This is a genomic window from Rhodanobacter sp. FW102-FHT14D06, from assembly GCF_043950705.1.
GTDB lineage: Bacteria > Pseudomonadota > Gammaproteobacteria > Xanthomonadales > Rhodanobacteraceae > Rhodanobacter.
Genome location: NZ_CP170722.1, coordinates 2,397,151 through 2,422,332 on the forward strand (window position 1 = coordinate 2,397,151; position 25,182 = coordinate 2,422,332).

The 25,182-nt window shown below is 59.9% G+C and carries 18 protein-coding genes; 11 read left to right on the forward strand and 7 right to left on the reverse strand.

The window, feature by feature from the left end:
- Positions 1–152 precede the first annotated feature (152 nt).
- From ACFCQI_RS10740 to ACFCQI_RS10765, 6 genes are all read left to right on the forward strand, one after another.
- Complete coding sequence (locus ACFCQI_RS10740; RefSeq protein WP_395116510.1) at positions 153–1,316, forward strand: trans-sulfuration enzyme family protein; 1,164 nt, start codon at positions 153–155, stop codon at positions 1,314–1,316.
- Complete coding sequence (locus tag ACFCQI_RS10745; RefSeq protein WP_395116512.1) at positions 1,316–2,173, forward strand: ABC transporter permease; 858 nt, start codon at positions 1,316–1,318, stop codon at positions 2,171–2,173. Before ACFCQI_RS10740 ends, ACFCQI_RS10745 begins: the two co-directional genes overlap by 1 nt.
- Complete coding sequence (locus tag ACFCQI_RS10750; protein WP_395116514.1) at positions 2,163–3,557, forward strand: ABC transporter ATP-binding protein; 1,395 nt, start codon at positions 2,163–2,165, stop codon at positions 3,555–3,557. Before ACFCQI_RS10745 ends, ACFCQI_RS10750 begins: the two co-directional genes overlap by 11 nt.
- A 108-nt stretch (positions 3,558–3,665) precedes the next feature.
- Positions 3,666–5,384, forward strand: coding sequence for a sulfotransferase (locus ACFCQI_RS10755; protein WP_395116516.1), 1,719 nt, complete (start codon positions 3,666–3,668; stop codon positions 5,382–5,384).
- Between the two features lie 247 nt (positions 5,385–5,631).
- The gene (locus ACFCQI_RS10760; protein ID WP_395116518.1) at positions 5,632–7,197 is read left to right on the forward strand and encodes an acyltransferase family protein; all 1,566 of its coding nucleotides are present in this window, start codon (positions 5,632–5,634) and stop codon (positions 7,195–7,197) included.
- 193 nt (positions 7,198–7,390) lie between these two features.
- Entirely contained in the window at positions 7,391–8,206 is an 816-nt protein-coding gene (locus ACFCQI_RS10765; RefSeq protein WP_395116520.1) for a phytanoyl-CoA dioxygenase family protein, read from the forward strand.
- A gap of 221 nt (positions 8,207–8,427) precedes the next feature.
- On the opposite strand, the gene ACFCQI_RS10770 is transcribed toward ACFCQI_RS10765, so the two are convergent.
- The 6 genes from ACFCQI_RS10770 to ACFCQI_RS10795 all read right to left on the reverse strand — a co-directional run bounded on the left by ACFCQI_RS10770 (position 8,428) and on the right by ACFCQI_RS10795 (position 16,498).
- Positions 8,428–9,018, reverse strand: coding sequence for a hypothetical protein (locus ACFCQI_RS10770; RefSeq protein WP_395116522.1), 591 nt, complete (start codon positions 9,016–9,018; stop codon positions 8,428–8,430).
- A gap of 129 nt (positions 9,019–9,147) precedes the next feature.
- A complete protein-coding gene (locus ACFCQI_RS10775; protein ID WP_395116524.1) occupies positions 9,148–10,269 on the reverse strand; it encodes an NAD-dependent epimerase/dehydratase family protein in 1,122 nt (373 codons plus the stop codon).
- A gap of 27 nt (positions 10,270–10,296) precedes the next feature.
- Positions 10,297–12,219 (reverse strand): rhamnan synthesis F family protein, encoded by a 1,923-nt coding sequence (locus ACFCQI_RS10780; RefSeq protein WP_395121339.1) that lies wholly within the window; start codon positions 12,217–12,219, stop codon positions 10,297–10,299.
- Between the two features lie 59 nt (positions 12,220–12,278).
- Entirely contained in the window at positions 12,279–14,222 is a 1,944-nt protein-coding gene (locus ACFCQI_RS10785; protein ID WP_395116526.1) for a rhamnan synthesis F family protein, read from the reverse strand.
- 427 nt (positions 14,223–14,649) lie between these two features.
- Positions 14,650–15,594: an electron transfer flavoprotein subunit alpha/FixB family protein gene (locus ACFCQI_RS10790; protein ID WP_395116528.1), complete on the reverse strand. Its 945-nt coding sequence runs from the start codon at positions 15,592–15,594 to the stop codon at positions 14,650–14,652.
- Positions 15,595–15,751: 157 nt separating this feature from the next.
- Complete coding sequence (locus ACFCQI_RS10795; protein ID WP_395116530.1) at positions 15,752–16,498, reverse strand: electron transfer flavoprotein subunit beta/FixA family protein; 747 nt, start codon at positions 16,496–16,498, stop codon at positions 15,752–15,754.
- Between the two features lie 225 nt (positions 16,499–16,723).
- On the opposite strand from ACFCQI_RS10795, the gene ACFCQI_RS10800 reads away from it, so the two are divergent.
- Positions 16,724–17,776, forward strand: a complete 1,053-nt coding sequence (locus ACFCQI_RS10800; RefSeq protein ID WP_395116532.1) for a glycosyltransferase family 2 protein — start codon at positions 16,724–16,726, stop codon at positions 17,774–17,776.
- Positions 17,769–18,701 (forward strand): glycosyltransferase family 2 protein, encoded by a 933-nt coding sequence (locus tag ACFCQI_RS10805; protein ID WP_395116534.1) that lies wholly within the window; start codon positions 17,769–17,771, stop codon positions 18,699–18,701. Before ACFCQI_RS10800 ends, ACFCQI_RS10805 begins: the two co-directional genes overlap by 8 nt.
- A 160-nt stretch (positions 18,702–18,861) precedes the next feature.
- On the opposite strand, the gene ACFCQI_RS10810 is transcribed toward ACFCQI_RS10805, so the two are convergent.
- Complete coding sequence (locus tag ACFCQI_RS10810; protein ID WP_395116536.1) at positions 18,862–20,472, reverse strand: 4Fe-4S dicluster domain-containing protein; 1,611 nt, start codon at positions 20,470–20,472, stop codon at positions 18,862–18,864.
- A 336-nt stretch (positions 20,473–20,808) separates the two neighbouring features.
- Here ACFCQI_RS10810 and ACFCQI_RS10815 point away from each other — a divergent pair, with 336 nt between their 5' ends.
- From ACFCQI_RS10815 to cysC, 3 genes are all read left to right on the forward strand, one after another.
- Positions 20,809–22,209: an amidase gene (locus ACFCQI_RS10815; RefSeq protein ID WP_395116538.1), complete on the forward strand. Its 1,401-nt coding sequence runs from the start codon at positions 20,809–20,811 to the stop codon at positions 22,207–22,209.
- 192 nt (positions 22,210–22,401) lie between these two features.
- Positions 22,402–23,313 (forward strand): sulfate adenylyltransferase subunit CysD, encoded by a 912-nt coding sequence (gene cysD, locus ACFCQI_RS10820; RefSeq protein ID WP_395116540.1) that lies wholly within the window; start codon positions 22,402–22,404, stop codon positions 23,311–23,313.
- Complete coding sequence (gene cysC, locus ACFCQI_RS10825) at positions 23,313–25,181, forward strand: adenylyl-sulfate kinase (RefSeq protein ID WP_395116542.1); 1,869 nt, start codon at positions 23,313–23,315, stop codon at positions 25,179–25,181. Before cysD ends, cysC begins: the two co-directional genes overlap by 1 nt.
- Position 25,182: the final 1 nt, after the last annotated feature.

The following is a 25,182-nucleotide window of genomic DNA, read 5'->3' on the forward strand; positions in this document are numbered from 1 at the left end:
CCATGAAGTCCGCGCAAGCCGGCACGCAGCGCAGCAACAGACCGATCGGGAAGCAGTCAACGTTAAGGCAAAGCATGACGGCACAGGTACAATACGCGACCCCTCACGCGGCGCAGGCATTGACCGACGCTGCCCTGCTAGCGATGCCTGTTATGCCCAAAAATAAGCCTGTCACCCCTCATGGACTCGGAACGCGCGCAATCCACGCCGGCCAGCACCCCGACCCGTCGACCGGTGCCATCATGACGCCGATCTACGCCACCTCGACCTACGTGCAGGAGAGTCCCGGCAAGCACAAGGGCTACGAGTACTCGCGCACGCAGAATCCTACGCGGATGGCTTACGAACGCTGCGTGGCAGACCTTGAAGGCGGCGTGGCCGGTTTCGCGTTCGCCTCCGGCCTGGCGGCGGCGGCGACCGTGCTGGACCTGCTCGACTCCGGCAGCCACGTGATCGCGATGGATGACCTGTACGGCGGCACCTACCGCCTGTTCGAGCGGGTGCGCCGGCGTTCGGCCGGGCTGGACTTCAGCTTCGTCGACCTGAACGACACGGCGGCACTGAAAGCGGCGCTGAAGCCGAACACGCGGATGATCTGGGCGGAGACGCCGACCAACCCGATGCTGAAGCTGGTCGACCTGGCCAAGGTCGCCGCGTTCGCGAAGAAGCACGGCCTGATCCTGGTGGTCGACAACACCTTCTGCTCGCCGATGGTGCAGCGGCCGCTGGAATACGGCGCGGACCTGGTGCTGCATTCGGCCACCAAGTACATCAACGGCCACTCCGACATGGTTGGCGGCATTGTCGTGGCCGGCAGCAAGGAACTGGCCACCCAGATGGCCTTCCTGCAGAACTCGGTCGGCGCAGTGGCTGGCCCGTTCGATGCCTTCCTCGCCATGCGCGGCCTGAAGACCCTGCACCTGCGCATGCAGGCGCACTGCGCCAGCGCGCTGGAACTGGCCAAGTGGCTGGAGAAACACCCGGCGATCGAGCGGGTAATCTACCCCGGCCTCAAGAGCCACCCCCAACACGCACTGGCCAAGCGCCAGATGCGCGGCTTCGGCGGCATCATCACGATCGAGGTGAAGGGCGGTCTGAAAAAGGCCCGCCGCATGCTGGAACGCTGCGAATTGTTCTCGCTGGCCGAATCGCTCGGCGGCGTCGAGAGCCTGATCGAGCATCCGGCCATCATGACGCATGCCTCGGTGCCGGCAGCCAACCGCAAGCGGCTGGGCATCAGCGATGGGCTGGTGCGGCTGTCGGTCGGGGTGGAGGATGTTGTCGATCTACGCACAGAACTGGAGGGCGCGTTGTAATGAATTCAGCGCCGCAATTGGGGCGTAGTGACGCCACTGCGCTGCAGGAACACCGCCGCTGGGAGAGCCCGTTCGCTGCGCTGATCCGGAACAAATCATTGACATGGGAATTGGCCAAACGAGAAGTATTGGGTCGCTATCGTGGAGCTAGCTTCGGCATGGCTTGGTCGGTCATCAGTCCGTTCCTGATGCTTGCTGTTTACGCGTTCGCGTTTGGCACGGTAATGAAGAGCCGCTGGCCACAACAATCTGGTGGCGATCACGCATATGCAGTGATCCTGTTTGTTGGCTTGATCGTGCATGGATTTCTGGCTGAGTGTCTTACCCGCGCGCCAACTTTGATCGTAGGCAATACGAATTTTGTCAAACGCGTCGTATTCCCGATCGATATACTGCCTTGGCCAATGATGTTTTCGGTACTGTTCCATGCTCTGATAAACGCAGTCGTGTTGGCGGTGCTGATCCTGGTGCTGGAGCATCAGTTACACCTGACCATGTTGCTGCTGCCCCTGATCTTTGTTCCATTGATATTACTTGCCATGGGGTTATCCTGGTTTCTAGCCTCGTTGGGAGTCTATATTCGAGATATCAATCAGGTCATGCCGGTGGTAGCAACAGCCTTGTTATTTCTGTCTTCGGCGATCATTCCGGTCAGTGTCCTGCCGCCGAGCCTTCAGACAGTATTCCATCTCAATCCGCTGACCTTTTTCATTGATCAGGCGCGTGTAGTGGTACTGGCTGGCGGCTGGCCGAATTGGGGCGTGCTGTCATTGGCGACGATGGGTGGGTTTCTGGTCGCTTGGCTTGGACACGCCTGGTTCATGGTGACGCAGCGGGGTTTTGCTGATGTCCTCTGAGCCAATCATTGAAGTGCGTAACATGGGGAAGGCTTATCCAGTCTTTGATAAGCCACATCATCGATTGATACAAATGCTGTCAGGTGGAAATCGGCGTTGGTACCATGAGTTTAATGCGTTGCGTGGTGTCAGCTTCAATGTTCATCGTGGCGAGACCATCGGCATCGTCGGTCGCAACGGCTCAGGCAAGTCCACCTTGCTGCAAATTATCTGTGGCACCCTAGCTCCGTCGACTGGCGAAGTTCATGTTCGTGGGCGCATCGCTGCTCTGCTCGAACTTGGTGCCGGTTTCAACCCCGAATTCACTGGACGCGAAAATGTCTATTTGAATGGTTCAGTGCTAGGCCTTACTCGAAGAGAAATTGACGGGCGTTTTGCCGAGATTGCGTCATTTGCTGACATCGGAGAGTTCATCGAACAGCCAGTCAAGAATTATTCCAGCGGGATGTACGTTCGCCTGGCGTTCGCCGTAGCGATCAATGTTACGCCGGATATCCTGATTATTGATGAGGCGCTTTCGGTTGGCGACGAAGCATTTCAGCGGAAGTGCTTCGCACGTATCGAAGAATTGAAGTCTGGTGGATGCACCATATTATTTGTATCACATGCGGCCGCGAGCGTGATCCAGTTGTGCGATCGTGCAATTTTCCTGGACGGTGGAGAGAAGCTTTTCTCAGGGCCGCCCAAGGACGTTATTGCGGCCTACCAACGGCTACTATATGCGCCATCTGAGCAGCGGGACTCGATGCGCAAAGAACTGCTGGCGAAGCAGGACTGTGAAGGAGACGATTATTCTCGGGAGTCAGCAGCTTGCAAAGATGGAAATGGTCGAGAAGACGCATTTAATTTGATGGTTACAGCATCTGATCTTTCAGAAGTGGAGCGCTACGATCCGGGTCTTCAGTCCGAAAGTACATTGGAGTTTGCCAGTCGCGGAGCGATTATCGATGGACCGCATGTCGTTAATACGTCAGATAGAAAGGTCAATGTCCTTGTCCCGGGCAACGAATATATATACAAATACTCAGTTGATTTTACCATGGCATCCACAAATGTTAGTTTCGGCATGATGATAAAATCGATTACTGGTGTGGAACTGTTTGGTATGTCTTCGCACGCGGACGGGCGCTCCATTCCTTATGTAAGTGCGGGTCAAAGATTTGATGTGGAATTTCGTTTTTGTTCAAAGTTTCTGCCAGGCACCTATTTTATCAACGCAGGATGCATGGGGTGTTCGCAGGATGGTGAGGCAAGTTTTCTGCATCGGATCATTGATGCCGTGCTTTTTAGAGTGGAAATGAAAGCTACCGATCGTAGCAAAGCGGGGTTCTACGACCTGTCGGCGGAACCATCATGTCACATTACGGCAAGGGCTGAAGCATAGAATCATTTGCATTATACGGAGGCCTGTTCAGTACTGGAATCTTCAATACATTCGCCGTGGACGGCCATCTCGGACGCTTTGTAGTTTGAGTTCAATGAGATCTAGGTCATGAGTAAAAATAAACCCGGCGTGGCCATTTTGGTGATCGGCGCGCCGCGCAGCGGCACATCTGCCGTGAGCAACGTGCTCTCTGAATTGGGCGTTGATTTTGGCGATCGGGAGAGGTTTGTCGATCCCGAGATTCATCGACACAACCCGATCTTCTTCGAGCTGCAGAGTCTGAACCATCTTAATGACGCCATCTTGGCGGAACTTGGTTTCAAGTATGCGGATTTCGACTACTTCCCAGACCTTGCACAACCGGATGCGAACGAGCTTCGGCCATTAGTTTTACGTGCGCAGAGGTTGATCGAGGAGGAGTTTAGCCGCCGATTGTTAATCGGAATGAAGGATCCACGTTTTACGTTCACTTTGCCTGTGTGGGAAGCGGCCTTGGGTGAGATGAACTATCGAGTCAAGTACATACTTATGGATCGTGCCGTTGCAGACGTTATAGACTCCAATGAGCATGTCAATCGATATGGCATAGGGCACAACCGGAGGATTGCACGGATTTCGTTTGAGTTGGCAGCCGCCCGCCTGGAAGGTAAAGAACATTTGATTGTCAGCTATGACCGATTGATTGAATCACCTGCCGATGAAGCGCATCGCATTGGCAGCTGGTTGGGCGTGGCCGATGTTGGTTCGTCCGCGGATGCTGCCGAGGTCATACATAAGAGCTTGCGTCATCAGCATACGCCAAGGTCGGTACAGACGCCGAATGATCGAACAAACGAGAGCATTGAAGAAGGGGCTGACCGATATCGGTCTTTTCGCGCGTTGCTGGAACAAAACGGCATACTCGATTTGATCAGTTCTCGTCGCGACCAAGTCCGCGCTTTGGAGGCGCGGGCCGCGTTTGCTGAAAGCCGTATGCAGGCGGACTCCGCTCTGCAGAGCGAAATTGCTTCGCTGGCTGGAAAAATCGAAGTTCAGACGGAGGCCTTGGCGCTGTTGACCGGAAATTTGAGTCGACAAGATCAGCTGCAGCAGGCGTTGGTGGCCAAGTCAGTGGCTCATGACGAGCTTGTGCATCAGCGCGATGACCTACAGCAGGCGCTGGTGGGCAGGTCAACGGCACATGACGAACTTGCGCATCAACGCGACGACTTGCAGCAAGCGCTGGCTGCCAAGTCAACAGCTCATGACGAACTGTTGCGTCAGCAAGACGACCTGCAGCAGGCGCTGATGGCCAAGTCAACAGCTTACGACGAACTGTTGCGTCAGCAAGACAACCTGCAGAAGGCACTGATGGCCAAGTCAACCGCGCATGAAGAGCTTGTGCATCAGCGCGACGAGTTGCAGCAAGCGCTGGCTGCCAAGTCAACAGCTCACGACGAACTGTTGCGTCAGCAAGACAACCTGCAGCAGGCACTGATGGCCAAGTCAACCGCGCATGAAGAGCTTGCGCAGCAACGCGATGACTTGCAACAGACGCTTGAGCGCAAATCGGCGGCGAACGATGCGCTCTTGCGCCAATACGATGATTTGTTGCAGGAGCAAAACTTGGTAGCAGCAAGTGTCGCTCAGTTAAACAACGTGCTGGCGGCACAGCAAGACAAGGCAAAACAGTCGGCGGCGATGATCATTCAGTTACAGTATGATGTAGCCGATCGCGAGGCGCGGCTAGCAACGGTGGAAGTGCTTTGTCGCAGTCGCCGGTGGCTGTTGAAACGGGCTTGGCAAGCGAGTTTGCATCGAACTCATAAGCCCGACTCTGATTTTTGATCTGTTTCAGCTTACCTGTCACCCTCTGTCATCGTCTTTACAAACATCCACGGGCCGGATCATGTGCGTTCAAGTGCTTTCGTGGTACTTGACTGTGTTGCGGTCGGGATGGCTGACAATATGTGAGTGCGACTATATTAGCAATTGGCTCACTACGTTTTCGCTGAACCCGCTGTCACTTCTTTTGTGATAGAGGTGCAATCGCATGATTTCATACTGACCAAGACAGGTATCGGCGCATCGTACGATGAATGACACTGCACTAGCCAATGAATTCCCGCAGTCGGCAACGCAGGCGCCTCGGGCGTTGCGTACGACTCAAACAATGATCTACCCACTGCAATATTTACGAGCGATAGCTGCGTTCTGTGTGGTTTTATGCCACGCATCGTATTACGTACTTCAAGCACGCGGCGACGGTAGAATGTGGGAGATATTCGCTCGGGCAGGAACGCTGGGCGTATTTCTGTTCTTTGCAATATCTGGTTATCTGATGGCGCATTTGGCTGAAAATGCGTCGAGTATGCGTTTTCTGGCTCACCGATTGATCCGCATCTACCCGATTTATTGGTTATGTGTATTGGGCGTCGTTGTGGTCAGTTTCACATTCGGCCATTTGATCAGGCCTGATCCGCTGGCGCTCATGCTTGTTCCCGGCGCTACTCAGTCCTACATATTAGGCGTCGAATGGACGCTACCGTTCGAGCTGACATTTTATCTGATCGTATTCCTCGTCATTGTGACGGGGTTACGTCGAGCTTTGCCTGCGATTGCGATAGCCTGGGTGTTTCTTATTGAGCTTCTGCTTGTTGCGCGGCCGGATCTGCAACAAGGACAGTTTCCACTGCTACTGAATTTGCCGCTGTCGCAATACAGCATTCCGTTTGCGGCGGGGCTGTTGATTCCACTAGCAATCAAAAGGCGATGGATCGGTCCGGCGACTCCCCTGATTGCTCTTGCCATGCTGGTCACCAGTGAAGCCGCTTCAAGCGTCGGCATGGCGGTATCTTCTGGACTTATGGGTTTTGGCTGCGTGCTGCTCGTCGCTAGCGCAGTACAGTCCGGTATTTCTAGTACGAAGCCACCCAATCGACCGATGCTGGCTCTGGGTGATTGGAGTTATGCCCTCTACCTGTGCCACGTTCCTGTTATTCGGGCCTTGTGCTGGATAGCGCCCAGTTCGGTCATGTCCATGCAACTTTGGTTTGCAGCGCTGGGCGCGCCTATTTTTGTGGCGATCTTGCTGGGCAAGGCGGATCTAGCAATGTACCGGTGGTTTAAATCTCACGTCGATGGATGCCGCCCGATGGTGCGAACGGCGCTTGGTCTGGTTTTCATTGTGTCCATACTGAGCGTCAGTGCCTACAGTTATGCCCAGCTCATCCGGGCTAAACGTCTAAATGCTGCTACCGCCCCGTTGGCAGCTAAGATTGACGCTGCAATGGACGCTAATGAAACAAAATTGGCGTTTGCGGCGCGCAGCGTAGGGTTACACGATGACCCTACCTTGGTCGGCCACTTTGATGGTGTTTATGGTCAGCCAACCGAGGTCCGCGTTCAGGGGTGGGCGGCGGACAGCACCATCAGTAAGCGATCGGTAAGGGTGCTGGTGTTTCACTGTGGTCATTATCTTGGTGTTGTATCGCCGCAAGATAGTCGCTCGGATGTTACCGCGGCCTTGAGAAACGGCAGCAGTCACCAAGGGTTCAACCTCAACGTTCCGATGCCAACGAAATGTGCATCGAGCAGAGTGGATGGATTGATCATGACGGACAGCGGTAGCTTCGCAATAATTGAGGGTCAAATGCGGTAGTGAACTCGTGGACTCGGTTACGGCCAGGTTTGTAGAGTGCGTACGTTGTTTCGATATCTCAGTTGTTGAGATGGGATGATTGGCTGTGAAGATTAGACAAATTCTTTGTTCTGGTTTACCGGAATTATAAATCTACGGATTCGAATGATTCGCTTGAGTCCAAATTAGTCGTTACTGAGTGAGGTGATGTGAGATGGACATCGACATTGAGAAATGGCAGCGCGATGGTTTTTACGTGCTACCGAAGTTTTATAGTCACCAAGAAATCGATAAAGTCGTTGAGGCACAGGATGCTGTTTGGACGCAGTCGCATTCGCGTGTCGTTGTCGATGATAATCGGACGGGTGAAAGGAAAGCGCTCGCTGATGTGGAAAATAGGGACAAGGGGAATCACTGGTTCAAGGTGAATGATCTCTATCTAGAATTAGCGGTGGTTCGCCATATTGGTCTCAACGATCGCATCAGTCCTGTACTTGCGACCCTTCTTGGACAGACGCCAGTGATGTGCAACTCACTGAGCTTCGAGCGTGGCAGCGGCCAGCCAGACCACGTGGATGCGCTATACATGACACCACAGACCGAGGGGCATCTGATTGCCATCTGGGTAGCATTGGAGGATTGCCATTCGGATGCTGGCCCGCTGCGCTATTGGCCGGGCAGCAATGCCATACCCCCCTACAGGTTTTCCAACGGATCCAATCATGCCGTTGAGAGTGAAATGCCAGAATGGAATCGCTATATGGGGGAGCAGACGTCCAGACTTGGTCTCAGTCCAGTGACTTTCGCGGCCAACAAGGGCGACGTATTTGTCTGGAGCGCGTACTTGTTCCACGGAGGTTCCGTGATCAAGGACGGCAGCAGAACGCGAAAGAGCATCGTTTTCCATTACTACAGCGAATCCGATTGCCTGCGATGCAATTGGGAAATGATGGCAGAAGGTGGAGCGCACTGGCTGTACCGGCAGCATCCGCCGATTAACGGCGTTCCGGGTGCGTGGCCGCCGAAATGACAATATCTTGTTCTTGTCCTGAAAGCAGTATCTGAACAGGTGTGACGCTAGGGATTCTTGAAAAGTCCCGATAGGCTTCAAAAAAAGGAACGTCGTCCAACATCGGCGTTCCTTTTCTTGATCCGGCCCAGATAGGAGCACGCTGGGCAGGTATCCATCATGTTGGCCTTAAGATATTGGCTTATCGAGTAAAACCAGCACGGATGTATCCGTGACCAGAATCAATGCAGCGTGAACGTCTGGTGCAAATCGCAGATGTTTGCTGGATTGGACGGATCGGCGACAAGCATGGAATAGCTACCGGCAGCTACTTCATGAAAGGAGATATTTACTTCGAAGCCGTAATTCGATTCTGCATTGCTGCCAAGGGCTTTGGCGACATCCGCGCGCTGGACGGAAGTGTGGATTGGGGTGGAGTACGACTGTGTCGAGCCCTTCAGGACGAGCAAAGCCCTGCCGGCTGCATGGCCTTGTCCGTCGCCGGCCCAGCCACCAAGGGCCGCCGATCCATCTGCGTTAAAGATCTTGGTATTTGCAGCAGGTTGACCGTTGATATCGTCGAGCGCGCATTGCTTGTTATCGCCCTCGGGGGGAATGCTTGGCGTGTAAGCGCTGAACGTAGACAACTCGCCAGGAGCTTTGAGCGATTCCGCTTCACCGGCGGCAACATTAGTGGCGGAGCTGGGAGCACCTGGAATGGCGGCTTGTTCTTGATTCGGGGCACCCTGTGAACACCCTGTCAATGCGAGGGCGAGCAGTACCCCCCCGAGATAGGTGTGGGTGGTGCGCAGTATGCGATGACGGTTCCTCATGGTCTTTCCTCTGCAATTGATGGAGAGTTCTGGTTTCGAATGTGAACGAGTGTGGCGGCATAGAGTGCTTGGCCCGCGCATTCAGCAGAGCGAACGCTTTTTGGCAACTTGGACACACGTCGAACGGGCTTACAAGAGCGGAAGCTGCTGCTGGTCGATCCAGGAGCAAAGTGCTTGCACTCCTCGCTCGACATCCCACTGTGGGGACCAGTCTAGCTGCTCGCGTGAGCGGGTGATGTCACAGGATGCAGCGCGGACGTCTCCGTTGCGGAAAGCACCATTGACCACGGGATTCGGGGCACCATAAATCCGGGCAATGCTGGTCGCAAGTTCCCTGATCGTCGTCGCCCGGCCCGAACCGATATCGTAGGCAGCGTTGGAGGGGATCGGCTTGCAGGCCATGCCGGTCACTGCGCGAGCCACGTCGTCGATATAGACAAAATCGCGAACAATCTCTCCGTCTTCGTAAAGGGGGATGACCTTGCCGGCTTTGGCCAGCCTGGCAAATAGGGACACAATCCCAGTGTAAGGATTGGTCAAGGATTGCCCCGGCCCGTAAACGTTCTGCAGGCGCAACAAACCGACTTCGACGTCGAAAGATAGTGCCCAGGCGCTGAGGATCATCTCTTGGGCAAGTTTTGTGGCGCCATAGATGCTAGTGGGATGTGCCACGGTACGTGTGGCTTCGAAAGGAAGGCACGTCAGGCCCGGAAAATCCCACACTCCGGCCTCCAGCTGCGCCAGTCCACGTTGTCCTGGGTAGCTGATGGTCCCAGACATATCCTGCCACGCACCTTCTCCATACACGGCGCGGCTCGATGTAAGAACAACGCGGCGCGGAAGACATTCATGCCGGACCAGCGCATCGAGCATTTGTGTGGTACCCACCACGTTGACGCTTGCATGCCGGGTTCCCTCGGTGAGGGATTGTCCCGTGCCAGTTTCAGCCGCGAGATGAATGACCACATCGGGCCTGATGCGGGATAGCAACTCGTCCCACATGTCCTGGTGAGTGACATCCCCAACAACCAGTTCCACTGCCGGATCCAGTTTCGAGGGTCGACCGGGGTTCGGGTGAATTTGCGGGTGCATGCTATCGAGTGCGACAACATGAGCGAAATGGCTTTTGAGTTGTGAAGAGATAGCGCAGCCAATAAAGCCCGCTCCTCCAGTTACCAAACAGGTTTGAGTCAAAGTCTGTGCTCCACAATGAACTGCTAGATGGTTGTCAATGCGTCTCTTGCGTTGCATTGTCTGGCATCGTCCTGGCGACGTCGCTTACGGAACCTTGATAAAGCGGCGGGAGCGATGGATGATCGAACGCTTCACGGAACCGAGGAATTCACCGAACGCCTGGCGTAGCGGTGGTACAGGCCGAATGGCGTTGACAACAGCATCGACAGCGGGTGACGATCGATAATTCGCACGCTTGAAGCTTTCGAGGATGTGGCTCTGGTAAGTGAAGTGCGAGTTCGGCAATAGCGACGTCAGCTTTTGCAGTTTGTATTCCAGGATCACGAAGTTCCAATTGGCAAGATGCGAGCTGAGAATCTGCTCTGTCGTGTAACGTGCATCCTGGGCGGCATAACAGATGAGTCTTTCCAGTGCATGGCCAAGGCTGCCATTCAGAGGGTAGGGCTCGGCCTCGAAATCGCTCCACTGCCAAGGATGTTCAAACAGCTTGCGCAGCGCTTTTGGTCGAAACCAGAACATGCTGCCAAAGGTGCCAACTGGCGTATCCGCATCGAAATGTACGTTGATATCGAGCATCTTGGCCACGGCTTCCACTCTCGGCCGGTTGCCGGACCAGGCGTGACCTAGCGTTCCGAACGAGATGTGGACTATCGGTGGTACGGCAACGCCGATCCACGGCTTGTCGTGAAACATGTCCAGCACATTGGTGGTGAAGCCAGGACTGTTCAGCAGGTTCTCGAACATGTGCCGTTTGAATACGTTAGCCCGCCCGGTAGCGAGATGCGGCGTTTTTTTCGTGTGCAGTCGGCAAACCAGGTCATAGTGATCATCGAGAAACAGGTCGCGACACGTGATGAAGAGCGAAGACATGTCCCGACCGCGGTTCTGCTCGACGACGCGGACAATGACCTTGCCGATGTTCTTCCGGCCAGTGACGGTTTGCTCGATGATCGCCTTCTTTTCTGTGGTTTCCGTGGTGGCGATAAAATCATAGGTACACGGGATCGTATCCGTGAGTGCCAGGAGCTCTTCCAGCATGTCGGTGTAGTAGACGTGGGCGCAAACGGCGATGTTGCCGTAGTGTGGCGCGGGATCGTCTTGCTTGATCCGGACGTCGGGCAGTACGCTGGTGAGTGCCGCGTTGGTGTTGAGTGTACGCAACTCTGCGGTACGGACAACATTGCGCCAAATCAACGAACGATCGTAGTTCGATGTTTTCTCGAGTACCTGCAGCGCCCGTGGAAGGTCGCCTGCGTAGTGCTCAAGTAGTCGGGGGTCGTGAAAGAACGCCCTGCGCTTGAGTAGCGGATTGCGATCAATCAGGGTTTCATCGATGTCGAGCATCGCGGGGTAATGCGTCCCGTATTTGCGGCAATCGAGATAACAATCGCCTATGTAACCGAGCTTGGTGAAGTGTTCAGTGAAGACAGCCTCATGGCTGAGTACGGCAGCCTCGTAAGTCGTATTGCCTTCAAGTTTGTTCCAGTACTGCCTGAACGATTCCGATTGAAGCATGTTTCGCCGCACGGCGATGAAATTTGAGTTCAGGTGATAGGGAAGTCGCCCATCGCCCGTAAACGGGTTGGGTGTCATTTCCATATGTGCCGTGATGCCCCAGAAGTCACAAGAGCGCGCCTCCATCGTGCTGAACAGTTCAGAAAACGGAAACACCGGTCCATAGCAGGTGTGGTTGACCATCAGGACTTCGTCGTAGAGACCCTCGCGATTGAAGTCGATCTTCTCAAGGCCCTCTTTGTAGGCCAGCACGTCAAAACCCTCGTTCGGACGCACAATCGTCTCGCTGACGATGCCGTGCAGTGCCGCCTCGGCTTCCTTGGTCAAGGGGCCATTGGAAAGGAATACGATATTCTCGACAAACTTCCCGAGTTCCTTCAGGAAGAAGATCACATAGTCATCAACGACGCCTTGCTCGTCGTAGAAGGAAAACAGGCATACTCTGCGCATGGTGGTCTTCTCCGAAGACATATCTGAATCAATGTTCGACATCACGTTCTATTTTCTCTCATGCATCTTTTGCGTTGGCCGATAGCTATGGCGGCTAGAGATCACTTCGTCGTGGCATGTCTCGCGCGTCTGCCAGCGTGATAAATCGGCCGCAAGATTTTAGCGAGATGGGGCGATCGATAGCTGATCGAGCGTTTGGCAGATAAAAAGAGATTGCCAAAAGCCTGCCGTATGGTCGGCGGTAGATCGACGGCAGTTGCTTGTTTTTCAGGTGGTGTCGAAGCTGTCTCATAAATCGTTTTATAGCCAGTTCTCTTCCATTCTTCGAGAAAATGACACTGGTAGCTGAAGTCGGAATTTGGCAACGCCGCCGACATTTTCTGCACCTTGTATTCAAGCATGGCAAAATTCCAGCTGGCCAGGTGAGGGCTGAGAATCTGCTGTGTTGTATAACGCGCATCCTGGGCTACATAACAAATGAGCCGTTCAAGGACATGGGCCAGGCCGCCATCCACGTGGTGAGGCTCAGCATTGAAGTCGGCCCATTGCCAAGGGTGCTGGAACAATTTGCGCAGTGCCTTCGGGCGAAACCAGAACATGGTTCCAAAAGCACCGACTGGGGTATCGGGATCGAAGTGCACCTTGAGATCAAGCACTTCGGCCAGCTCCTTGGCCCTGATGTCATTTCCAAACCAGACGTGTCCCATCGTTGGATAGGAGATATGTATCAGAGGTGGTACGGCGACGCCGATCCACGGCTTGTCGTGAAACATGTCCAGCACATTGGTGGTGAAGCCAGGACTGTTCAGCAGGTTCTCGAACATGTGCCGTTTGAATACGTTGGCTTGGCCGGCGGCAACCTGCGGGGACTTTTTCGTGTGCAGTCGGCAAACCAGGTCATAGTGATCATCGAGAAACAGGTCGCGACACGTGATGAAGAGCGAAGACATGTCCCGACCGCGGTTCTGCTCGACGACGCGGACAATGACCTTGCCGATGTTCTTCCGGCCAGTGACGGTTTGCTCGATGATCGCCTTCTTTTCTGTGGTTTCCGTGGTGGCGATAAAATCATAGGTACACGGGATCGTATCCGTGAGTGCCAGGAGCTCTTCCAGCATGTCGGTGTAGTAGACGTGGGCGCAAACGGCGATGTTGCCGTAGTGTGGCGTGGGATCGTCTTGCTTGATCCGGACGTCGGGCAGTACGCTGGTGAGTGCCGCGTTGGTGTTGAGTGTACGCAACTCTGCGGTACGGACAACATTGCGCCAAATCAACGAACGATCGTAGTTCGATGTTTTCTCGAGTACCTGCAGCGCCCGTGGAAGGTCGCCTGCGTAGTGCTCAAGTAGTCGGGGGTCGTGAAAGAACGCCCTGCGCTTGAGTAGCGGATTGCGATCAATCAGGGTTTCATCGATGTCGAGCATCGCGGGGTAATGCGTCCCGTATTTGCGGCAATCGAGATAACAATCGCCTATGTAACCGAGCTTGGTGAAGTGTTCAGTGAAGACAGCCTCATGGCTGAGTACGGCAGCCTCGTAAGTCGTATTGCCTTCAAGTTTGTTCCAGTACTGCCTGAACGATTCCGATTGAAGCATGTTTCGCCGCACGGCGATGAAATTTGAGTTCAGGTGATAGGGAAGTCGCCCATCGCCCGTAAACGGGTTGGGTGTCATTTCCATATGTGCCGTGATGCCCCAGAAGTCACAAGAGCGCGCCTCCATCGTGCTGAACAGTTCAGAAAACGGAAACACCGGTCCATAGCAGGTGTGGTTGACCATCAGGACTTCGTCGTAGAGACCCTCGCGATTGAAGTCGATCTTCTCAAGGCCCTCTTTGTAGGCCAGCACGTCAAAACCCTCGTTCGGACGCACAATCGTCTCGCTGACGATGCCGTGCAGTGCCGCCTCGGCTTCCTTGGTCAAGGGGCCATTGGAAAGGAATACGATATTCTCGACAAACTTCCCGAGTTCCTTCAGGAAGAAGATCACATAGTCATCAACGACGCCTTGCTCGTCGTAGAAGGAAAACAGGCATACTCTGCGCATGGTGGTCTTCTCCGAAGACATATCTGAATCAATGTTTGATATCACGTTCTATTTCTCTTTCAATTCGAATCGCTCTGTTAAGGAACGAACAAAAGTCCCTAAGGTGCGAAATTTTGCAAATCGAATCCAACAGCTTGTGAGAGCGCTTGGGAAGCTGGGGTTTCCTAAACCAGCTTGACAGTCCCCCGCTCTGCCGGGGGGTGCTTACCCTTTCCTGGAAGCTCTTGCTTCACCGCATGCCGCCACTATTCCGAATGACGGGATGTTCCACTGTTTCGTAGACTACTTCCCCGTCGGAAGGTGTGACAAAGGGGAAACAAGGCGTTCCAATTTTCACGCCGATCTTGTTTCGATTTATATCGTGAAGGAACTTTCCCCTGCGATCCATAAAATTGCTCTCTTGATCTGTCGCGGCGGGCGCTGTCGATCAGCCCAGCGCTTGTTCCAGCTCCGGAATGATCTTGAACAAATCCCCCACCAGCCCGAAGTCGGCAATCTCGAAAATCGGCGCCTCGCCATCCTTGTTGATCGCCACGATGGTGCCGGCGTCCTTGATGCCGGTGAGGTGCTGGATGGCGCCGGAGATGCCGATGGCCATGTACAGCTCGGGGGCGATGATCTTGCCGGTCTGGCCGACCTGCATTTCGTTGGGGCAGTAGCCTGCATCGACGGCGGCGCGCGAGGCGCCGACGGCGGCGCCGATCTTGTCGGCGAACTTGTAGATGATGTCGAAGTTTTCCTTCGAGCCCACGCCGCGGCCACCGGACACGACCTTGCGGGCGCTCTGCAGGTCGGGGCGGTCGCTCTTGCCCTGCTGCAGTTCGACGAAGCGGGTGTGGGTGGGCAGCGCGGTGTCGACGGTGATGGCCTCGACCGGCGCACTGTTGCTGGCGCTGACAGCGGCGGACCACGACGCGGTGCGGATGGTGGCGACCACGGTGTGTGCCGGGTCGGCTTCGACCGTGATGATCGCGTTGCCCGCGTAGATCGGCCGCTTGAAGGTGTGCGGGGCTTCCACGCTCATCACATCGCTGACCTGGGCCACGCCGAGCAGGGCGGCCACGCGCGGCGCGAGATCCTTGCCGAAGGTGGTGGAGGGTACGAACACGTGACTGTAGCCGGCGGCGGCCTTGGCGATCTGCGGCGCCAGCACGGCGGCCAGCGGGTGTGCGTTCTCGGCGCGGGCGACGGTGAGTACGCGGCTGACGCCGTCAATCTTCGCCGCCTCGGCGGCGATCGCGTCGACGCTGTCGGCCAGTACCAGCACGTCGATCGCTTCGCCTTTCACCGCAGCGGCGGCGCTTACGGCGCGCGCGGTGGAGGGGTTGAGTTTGCCGTCGAGGTGTTCGGAGATGACGAGAATCTTGCTCATGATGATTACCTTTGGCAGTACGTCGAACATGCCTTCGTGCCGTCATTCCCGCGAAAGCGGGAATCCATTTTCCGCACGCCTGAAAGACACTGGATTCCCGCTTTCGCGGGAATGACGGCAAGTGAAAGCGCGATGTTCATATGTGAGGATGGGCAGATCAGAGCAGACCTTTCTGCTTCAGCGCCGCGACCAGTTCGGCCGCGTCCTTCACCATCACGCCCTTGCTGCGCTTGGCCGGCGCGGCGTAGTGCGTGGTTTTCAGGTGGTCGTTCGCTGCCACGCCGAGCGAGCCGAACTCGATCACGTCGATTGGCTTGGACTTCGCCTTCATGATGTCGGGCAGCTTGATGAAGCGCGGCTCGTTGAGGCGCAGGTCGGTGGTGATCACCGCGGGCAACTCGGCCTCGATCACTTCCAGGCCCGCATCGACCTCGCGGGTCACCGTGGCCTTGCCGTCGGCGATCTCGACCTTGCTGGCGAAGGTGGCCTGCGGGCGATCCCACAGCGCGGCGAGCATCTGGCCGGTCTGGTTGGCGTCGTCGTCGATCGCCTGCTTGCCCAGGATCACCAGCCCCGGCTGCTCCTTCTCGATCAGCTTGAGGAACACGCGGGCAGCGGTCAGCGGCTGCACGGCGTCGCCGGTGACCACGTGGATGGCGCGGTTCGCGCCCATCGCCAGGCCGTTGCGCAGGTGCGCGGTGAGATCGGCCGGGCCGATGCCGACCACGATGACTTCCTCGGCCACGCCTATCTCGCGCAGGCGCAGCGCCTCTTCCAGCGCGATGTCGTCGAACGGGTTGGCGGACAGCTTGACGCCGTCGGTGACCACGCCGCTGCCGTCGGGTTTGACCTGGATGCGCACGTTGTAATCCACGACGCGCTTGTAGCCCACCAGAATTTTCATCAGCTGTTCCTTTGAATTGCAGGGCGCCGAGACGCCGGGCGCGATGGATCAGTCCCGCATTCTAACCTGTCCGGGCCATCCATGCGGCAGCGTACGGAATGGGCGGGTTATGCCTTGTCCCGTGAACCACGCAGCCCGCCCGTGGAACCGGGCGAGGCTCATGAAAGATCGCGGCGCATCGACACTATAGAATGCATGTATCCCCGGGCTGTGGGCCTGCCGGCAATGAAGGTGCTCGCAACGCGGCATCGCTTTCGCTGTCCGCCTGGCTTTCCGCGCCAACGAGCGACCATGACGCGATTGCGATTTTCCATCGTGCTTTGCACCTACAACGGCGCCGTCTATCTGCAGCCGCAGTTGGACAGCCTGTTGGCACAGACGCGCCTGCCCGACGAGATCGTGATCGGCGACGACGGTTCGACCGATGCCAGTGTGGCCATGCTGCAGGCGTTCGCGGCGCGGGCGCGGGATGCCGGCATCGAGGTGCAGCTTTTGTGCCACCGGGAGAACCTCGGTTACGTCGACAATTTCTCGGCGGGACTGCGTGCGGCGCAGGGCGATGTGCTGTTCCTGTGCGACCAGGACGATGTGTGGCGGGCCGACAAGCTGGCGCTGATGGCCGAGCGGTTCGAGCAGGATTCGTCCTTGCTGTTGCTGCATGGCGATGCGCGGCTGGTGGATGCCGGGGGCCATTCGCTGGGCTGCTCGCTGTTCGAGGCGTTGCAGATGACGGCGCAAGAGCGGAAAGCCATCCACGACGGGCGCGCGTTCGACGTGGTCTTGCGCCGCAGTTTCGTGACCGGCGCGACGGCGGCGCTGCGGCGCGAGCTGGTGGCGAGGGCGTTGCCGGTAGCCCTCGGCTGGATCCATGACGAATGGCTGGCCGCGGTGGCGGCCGCGGTCGGCCGGGTCGATTCCATCGATCTGCCCTTGATCGACTACCGCCAGCACGGCGCCAACCAGATCGGCATGCGCAAGCGCACCCTGGCGATGAAGTGGCGGGATCTGCTGCTCCCGCGCGGGCGCTTGCTGGCTGATGAGGCAGAGCGCCTGTGGCGGTTGGAGGACTTTCTCCTGCAGGCGAAATTTCACGGCAGTCGCGACCGTGCCGCGCAGGTGCGTGACAAGCGAACCCACTTCGAACGGAGGGTGGCGATCGGCCGCTTGCCGCGCTGGCGTCGGTGGTTGCCCGTGCTGCGCGAGGCGCGAGGCGGTTTTTATCGTCGTTACGGCACCGGCATCCGATCGGTGCTGCGGGATCTGCTGCGCCATGACTGATGCGACCGTCGGCGACGTGTGCGCGGTGGTGGTGAGCTACCGCCCTGAACCGGACGCGATGGTGCGACTGGTAGACGCGGTTATGCCGCAGGTCGGTGCGGTGGTGCTGGTCGACAACGCCAGTGATGGGGACTGGAACCAGGTGCTGGGCCGGCGCTTGTCTGCGCGAGGTGGCGCGATGCTGAGCCAGTCGCGCAACCTCGGTCTCGCCGCGGCGCAGAACGTCGGCATCGCGTGGGCGCGCGAGCACGGTTATCGCCACGTCTTGCTGCTGGATCACGACAGCGAGCCGGCTGAAGGGATGGTGGTCGCGCTGCTGCGCGCGTTGCAGGAGCTTTCGCTGGCCGGCCCGGTGGCGGCGGTGGGCCCGCGCTTCCACGACATGCGCGAGCGTCGCGCCGCGCCGTTCGTGCGCATCGGCTTTCCGTTCAATCGCAAGCTCTGGTGCGATGGTTCGACGCCGACCATCGCCTGCGATTTCCTGATCAGCTCGGGCATGCTGATTCCGCTGGCCGCGCTCGACCGGATCGGCACGATGGATGCGGGCCTGTTCATCGACAACGTCGATCTGGAATGGAGCTTCCGCGCGCGGGCGCGGGGCTACTCGCTGCACGGCGTTTGCGCGTCGACCATGCACCATCGCCTCGGCGACACCCGCCACGCCTTGCCGCTCGGGCTGGGGCAGGTGGTGGTACACGGGCCGTTGCGCCTGTACTACATGATGCGCAACCGGGTGCGGCTGTACCGGATGGCGCATACGCCGCGGGCGTGGGTCGCGCAGGACGTGCCGCGGGTGCTGGTCAAGCTGTTCCTGTTCGGCGTGCTGATCGGGCCGCGTCGGCGCAACCTGCATTGCATGCTGCGCGGCTTGGTCGACGGCATGCGCGGTCGTCAAGGCGAAGCACCGGCCGACCTTCCTGGCTGATCCCGTGTGTTGTCGGCTCTTGATCGAATGTCGAGACAAGAGCGGCGGGCCGTGCCCGCCCTACGATTGTCGCGCGGCCTTATATCGTGATCGCCGTAGGGCGGGCACTGCCCGCCGGCTCTTCTGATCGGGTGCGACCGGATTACCCCCGGGTCCGCACCTACAGGTTCTGGTAATTCGGCCCCGAGCCGCCCTCCGGCGTGACCCAGGTGATGATCTCGTACGGGTCCTTGATGTCGCAGGTCTTGCAGTGCACGCAGTTGGCGGAGTTGATCTGCAGGCGCTTGCCGTGCGGCTGGGTTTCGTCGGCCACCATCTCGTAGACGTTGGCGGGACAGAAGCGGGTGCAGGGGTTGTCGTATTCCTCCACGCAGCGCGTGGCGCAGATGTCGGTGTCGGCCACGTGCAGATGGACCGGCTGATCCTCGTCGTGTTCGGTGGCCGCGAAGTAGACGCCGGCGAGGCGGTCGCGCGGCGGCAGCGTGCGCTGCACGTAGTCGCGCTTCGGCTCTTCGCATTCGCCGAGCTTGTGCAGGGTGGACCAGTCGGCCTTGTTCTTCAGCGTCCACGGCGACAGGCCGGCGGTGACGGTTTCCCAGGCGGCGTTGAGCAGGCCGAACCATAAGCCCTTCTTGAAGCCGGGCTTGACGTTGCGCACTTTCTTCAGCTCGGCCATCACCTCGGAGTCACGCAGTTTCGCGTCGAAGCCGGTGGCGTCGAGACCGCTGGCGGCGAGGTGTTCGGCGGCCAGCATGCCGCTCTTCAGCGCCTGGTGGGTACCCTTGATCTTCGGCACGTTGAGCAGGCCGGCGGTGTCGCCGATCAGGATGGCGCCCGGCATCTCGCACTTCGGCAGCGACTGCCAGCCGCCGGTGACGATGGCGCGCGCACCGGCCGAGAGGATGGTGCCGCCTTCCAGCAGCGATTTCACGCTCGGGTGGTTCTTCCATTGCTGGAACGCTTCCCACGGCTGGTACTTCGGGTCGCTGTAGTCGAGGCCGCTGATGTAGCCCAGCGCGATGCGGTCCTTGTCCAGGTGGTAGAGGAAGCTGCCGCCATAGGTATGCGTGTCGGCGGGCCAGCCGATGCTGTGCACGATCTTGCCGGGCGCGACGCGCCCGGCGGGTAGCTGCCACAGCTCCTTGATGCCGATCGAATAGCCCTGCGGATCGCTGCCGGCATCGAGCCCGAAGCGTTTGACCAGCTGCTTGGTAAGGCTGCCGCGGGCGCCTTCGGCCAGCACGGTGAGCTTGGCCTTGATGTCGATGCCCTCGGTGTAGCCGGGCTTGTGCGTGCCGTCCTTCGCCACGCCCATGTCGCCGATGCGCACGCCGGCGACGGAACCGTCCTCGTTGTAGATGTTGTCGGCGGCAGCGAAGCCGGGGAACACGTCCACGCCCAGCGCCTCGGCCTGCGGGGCCAGCCACGCGCACAGCGCGCCCAGCGAGACGATGAAGTTGCCGTGGTTGCGCATGCCGGGCGGCACCGGCAGCCGGGTGCCGCCGGTTTTCGACAGCAGCCAGAACTCGTCCTTGCCGGCCGGCACGCAGATCGGCGGCGGGTTGTCGCGCCAGCCGGGCAGCAGGGCATCCAGCGGCTGCGGCTCGATCACCGCGCCGGAGAGGATCTGCGCGCCGATGGTCGATGACTTCTCGATCACGCACACGCTCGTGTCCGGCTTCAGCTGCTTCAGGCGGATCGCGAATGCCAGGCCGGCAGGGCCGGCGCCGACCACGACGACGTCGTATTCCATGGTTTCGCGCTCGCTCATGGCGAACTCCTGCAGTGCGGGAAAGGGTGGCGTCTTCGATGCGTCATCGACGCACGATACCCTGCCGCATTGTCCGGGTTCGGGCCATGCAGGGCAACGCGTGCTGCGCCACCGCTTGCAATCGTCGCGGGTCGGGCGGTGATAATCGCAACCGTATTGCCAAGGAGCGTGGGTGGCAGAAATCTTCCGGGCTGCAAAAGCGGCTGCGTGGTCCGTATTTCCGCCGGTTCTTGACCCATGGAACCATCATGGGCCCGCGAACCGTCGAAAATCCGTCCTCGCGCATCCACTTTTTCGCCACGGAAGTTTCTACCACCCACGCTCCTAGGAGAGTTCATGAATTCGATGCCGCCGATCGCCGATATCGACCTGCGCCGCGCATCGCTGTGCCAACTGCTGCACTGGCTCGCCACGGGCAGGGTACGGCCGGAAGCCCTGGCCGATGTCTACCAGCAGGCCATCGAGCGGCTCGATCCCCGGCTCAACTGCTACGTCGACCAGCGCCCCGGGCTGATGCAGGAACAGGCGCACATGGCCGATCGGCGTCGCCGCGACGGCGTGATCGGCCGGCTCGACGGCATCCCGCTGGCGCTGAAGGACAACCTCGACATGGCCGGCTGGCCGACGCGCGCCGGCCTGCCCGGGCGGCGCAAGCCGGCGGCGAACGATGCCCACGTGGTGGCACGGTTGCGCGCGTCCGGCGCGGTGGTGATCGGCAAGACCAACATGGACGAGGGCGCGCTGGGTGCGGCCACCGACAACCCGCATTTCGGCGCCACGCACAACCCGCATCGCCATGGCTACAGTGCGGGCGGCTCTTCCGGCGGCGCTGCCGCGGCGGTGGCCGCGGGCCTGGCGGTGGCGGCGGTGGGTTCGGACAGCCTCGGCTCCATCCGCATCCCGGCGAGTTACTGCGGTATCTACGGGCTGAAGCCCACGCACGGCGAGATCTCCGCCCGCGGCCTGGTGCCGGCTGCGCGTCGGCTCGATTCGGTGGGCCTGCTGGCGCGCAGCGTCGAGGACCTCACCGTACTGCTGCAGGTGCTCGCCGGTTACGACGCCGACGATGCGCGCTCGCGTCGCCGCCGCGTGGCGTTCGCGTTGCCGGACTGGGACCCGGGCCACCTGCGCGCGGGCCTGCTGCCGGATCTGGCGGCGGTCGGCGTGCAGCCGGAGGTGGTCGAGCTGTTCGAGTCCGCGCTGGCCCGGTTGCCGCACGCGCTGAGCGACCGCCGCACGGTCGACTTCGACGACTGGAACTTCGCCCGCACCCGCCGCGCCGGCTTGCTGCTGATGGAGGCGGAAATGCTCGGCACGTTCGCCGAGGATCTTTCGCCTGACGCGAAGCATCCCGTGTCCGACCGCTTCCGGCGCATGCTCGGCTACGCCGCCGGCAAGAGCGCCGCGGATTACGCCACGGCCGACCGCGTGCTGGACGCGGCCACGTTGAAGATGCGCCGGCTGTTCGCCCAGGTCGACGTGCTGGTGCTGCCGACCACGCCGCAAGGCGCGTTTCCGCTGGATGGCCCGGCTCCGGATTCAGCCGCCGACCTCACCAGCTTCGCCAGCCTCGCCGGTTGTCCGGCGGTGAGCCTGCCGATGGGCAAGCTCTCCGATGGCCTGCCGGTGGGCCTCCAATTGGTCGGCCCGCGCGGCTCCGACCTGCGCCTGCTGGAGCTGGCCGCCGCCTGCGCCGCAACGCTGGATGCCGAGCCGGCCTACCCGGTGCTGGAATGATGCGCAGCGAGTAGGGCGGACACCCAACTGCCACCTCGATGCCATCGCCCCGGGCCATATCCATATGCGAACTCCTTTGGCCGTTGGTCCGGGGGCTGCCGTTCGCTCGATCTATACTGCGGGACTCCAGGATGTCGTTCGCCCGGCGGGCGACGTCGTTTCAGCCCTGCCTGCTGCCGAGTTCGCTACCCCATGACGGCTACTGCACCGCGTTCCCATCTCGACGATCTCGAGGCCGAAAGCATCCACATCTTCCGCGAAGTGCAGGCGGCGTTCCGTCATCCGGTGATGCTGTATTCGATCGGCAAGGATTCCTCGGTGCTGCTGCACCTGTTGCGCAAGGCGTTCTATCCGGCGAAGCCGCCGATGCCGCTGCTGCATGTCGACACCACCTGGAAGTTCCGCGAGATGATCGCGTTCCGCGAGCAGGTGGCTGCGGCGGGTGACGTGGAGGTGCTGGTGCACATCAACCAGGATGGCGTGCGCCAGGGCATCTCGCCGCTCACCCACGGCGCGGCCGTGCATACCGACGTGATGAAGACCCAGTCGCTGAAGCAGGCGCTGGACCAGCACGGTTTCGACGCCGCCATCGGCGGCGCGCGCCGCGACGAGGAGAAGTCGCGGGCGAAGGAGCGCGTGTTCTCCTTCCGCAACGCGCAGCATCGCTGGGACCCGAAGAACCAGCGGCCGGAGCTGTGGCGCAACTACAACACCTTCGTGCGCCAGGGCGAGAGCGTGCGCGTGTTTCCGCTGTCCAACTGGACCGAGATGGACGTGTGGCTGTACATCCAGCGCGAAAGCATCCCGCTGGTGCCGCTGTACTTCGCCAGGCCGCGACCGGTGGTGGAGCGCGACGGCGCGCTGATCATGGTCGACGACGACCGCTTCACCCTGCGCGAGGGCGAGAGCGTGCGAATGCGCGAGGTGCGCTTTCGCACGCTGGGCTGCTACCCGCTGACCGGCGCGGTGGAGTCGTCCGCCGACACCTTGCAGAAGATCATCGACGAGATGGCCGCCTCGCGCACCTCCGAGCGGCAGGGCCGGGTGATCGACCACGATCCCTCCGCGTCGATGGAGCACAAGAAGCAGGAGGGTTACTTCTGATGGCCGCACCGGAGAAGGGACTGCTGCGCTTCATCACCTGCGGCAGCGTGGACGACGGCAAGAGCACCCTGCTCGGTCGCCTGCTGTATGACGCCGGCATGCTGCCGGACGACCAGCTGGCGGCGCTGGCACGTGAAAGCCGCCGGCTGCATGTCGATGCCGACGAGGGCGTGCTCGATTTCGCCCTGCTCACCGATGGCCTGGACGCCGAGCGCGAGCAGGGCATCACCATCGACGTGGCCTACCGCTATTTCCACACCGCGCGGCGCAGCTTCATCGTGGCCGACTGCCCGGGCCATGAGCAGTACACCCGCAACATGGCCACCGGCGCCTCCAACGCGGAGCTGGCGGTGGTGCTGGTCGACGCGCGCAAGGGCGTGCTGACGCAGACGCGCCGGCACACTTATATATGCGGCCTGCTCGGCATCCGCCACGTGCTGCTGGCGGTCAACAAGATGGATCTGGTCGATTACCGCCAGGACGTGCACGAGGCGATCGCCGCCGAGTATCGCGAGCTGGCCCGCAGCCTGGGCATCGAACACGTGCATTGCCTGCCGGTGTCCGCGCTGAATGGCGACAACGTCGGCAGCCGCTCGCCGCGCATGCCCTGGTACGACGGCGGCAGCCTGCTGGAGCGGCTGGAGACCGAGGAAGTCGCGCGCTTCCGCGCCGCCGACTTCCGCATGCCGGTGCAATGGGTGAACCGCCCGGACCAGTCGTTCCGCGGCTACGCCGGTACCATCTGCGGCGGCAGCGTGGCGCGCGGCGACGAGATCGTGGTGCAGCCGGGCGTGCAGCGCGCGCGCATCGAGCGCATCGTGACCTTCGACGGCGACCTGGAGCGTGCCGACGAAGGCCAGGCGGTGACGCTGTGCCTGGATCGCGAACTCGACGCCAGCCGCGGCGACGTGATCGCCGACGCGCTGCGTCCGGCGCCGGTGGCCGACCAGTTCACCTGCCACCTCTTGTGGATGGGCGACGGCAACCTGCTGCCCAACCGCACCTACCGGCTGAAGATCGGCACGCGCACGGTCAACGCGCGGATCATGTCGATCAAGCACAAGGTCGACGTGAACAGCCAGGCGCAGCTGGCGGCACGTCATCTCGAACTCAACGAGGTCGGTTACTGCACCGTGGGCCTGGACGACGCGGTCGCGTTCGAGTCGTATGCGACCAATCGCGACCTCGGCGGCTTCATCCTGATCGATCGCCAGAGCAACGCCACCGTGGCCTGCGGCATGCTCGACTTCGCGCTGGGCCGCTCCAGCAACGTGCACTGGCAGCACGTGGACATCGACAAGCGCGTGCGCGCCGCCAGCAAGGGGCAGCACCCCCTGTGTCTTTGGTTCACCGGCCTGTCCGGCGCCGGCAAGTCCACCATCGCCAACCTGGTCGAGCGCAAGCTGCACGCGCTGGGTTACCACACCTACCTGCTGGACGGCGACAACGTGCGCCACGGCATCAACAAGGACCTGGGCTTCACCCCCGCCGACCGCGTCGAGAACATCCGGCGCATCGCCGAGGTCGCCCACCTGATGGTGGATGCCGGGCTGATCGTGCTGGTCAGCGCGATCTCGCCGTACCGCAGCGAGCGGCGCTCGGCGCGCGAGCTGTTCGGCAGCGGGGAGTTCGTCGAGGTGTTCGTCGACGCGCCGCTGGAGGAGTGCGAGCGGCGCGACCCGAAAGGTCTCTACCGCAAGGCGCGCGCCGGCGAGATCCGCAACTTCACCGGCGTCGACGCACCGTACGAACCCCCGCTGTCGCCGGATGTGCACCTGCTCAGCGGCGGCCAGCGCGCCGAACAACTGGCCGAGCAGCTCACCGCGGAACTGCTGGCGGGCATCGACCGCAGCGGCGCCGGCGACTGAG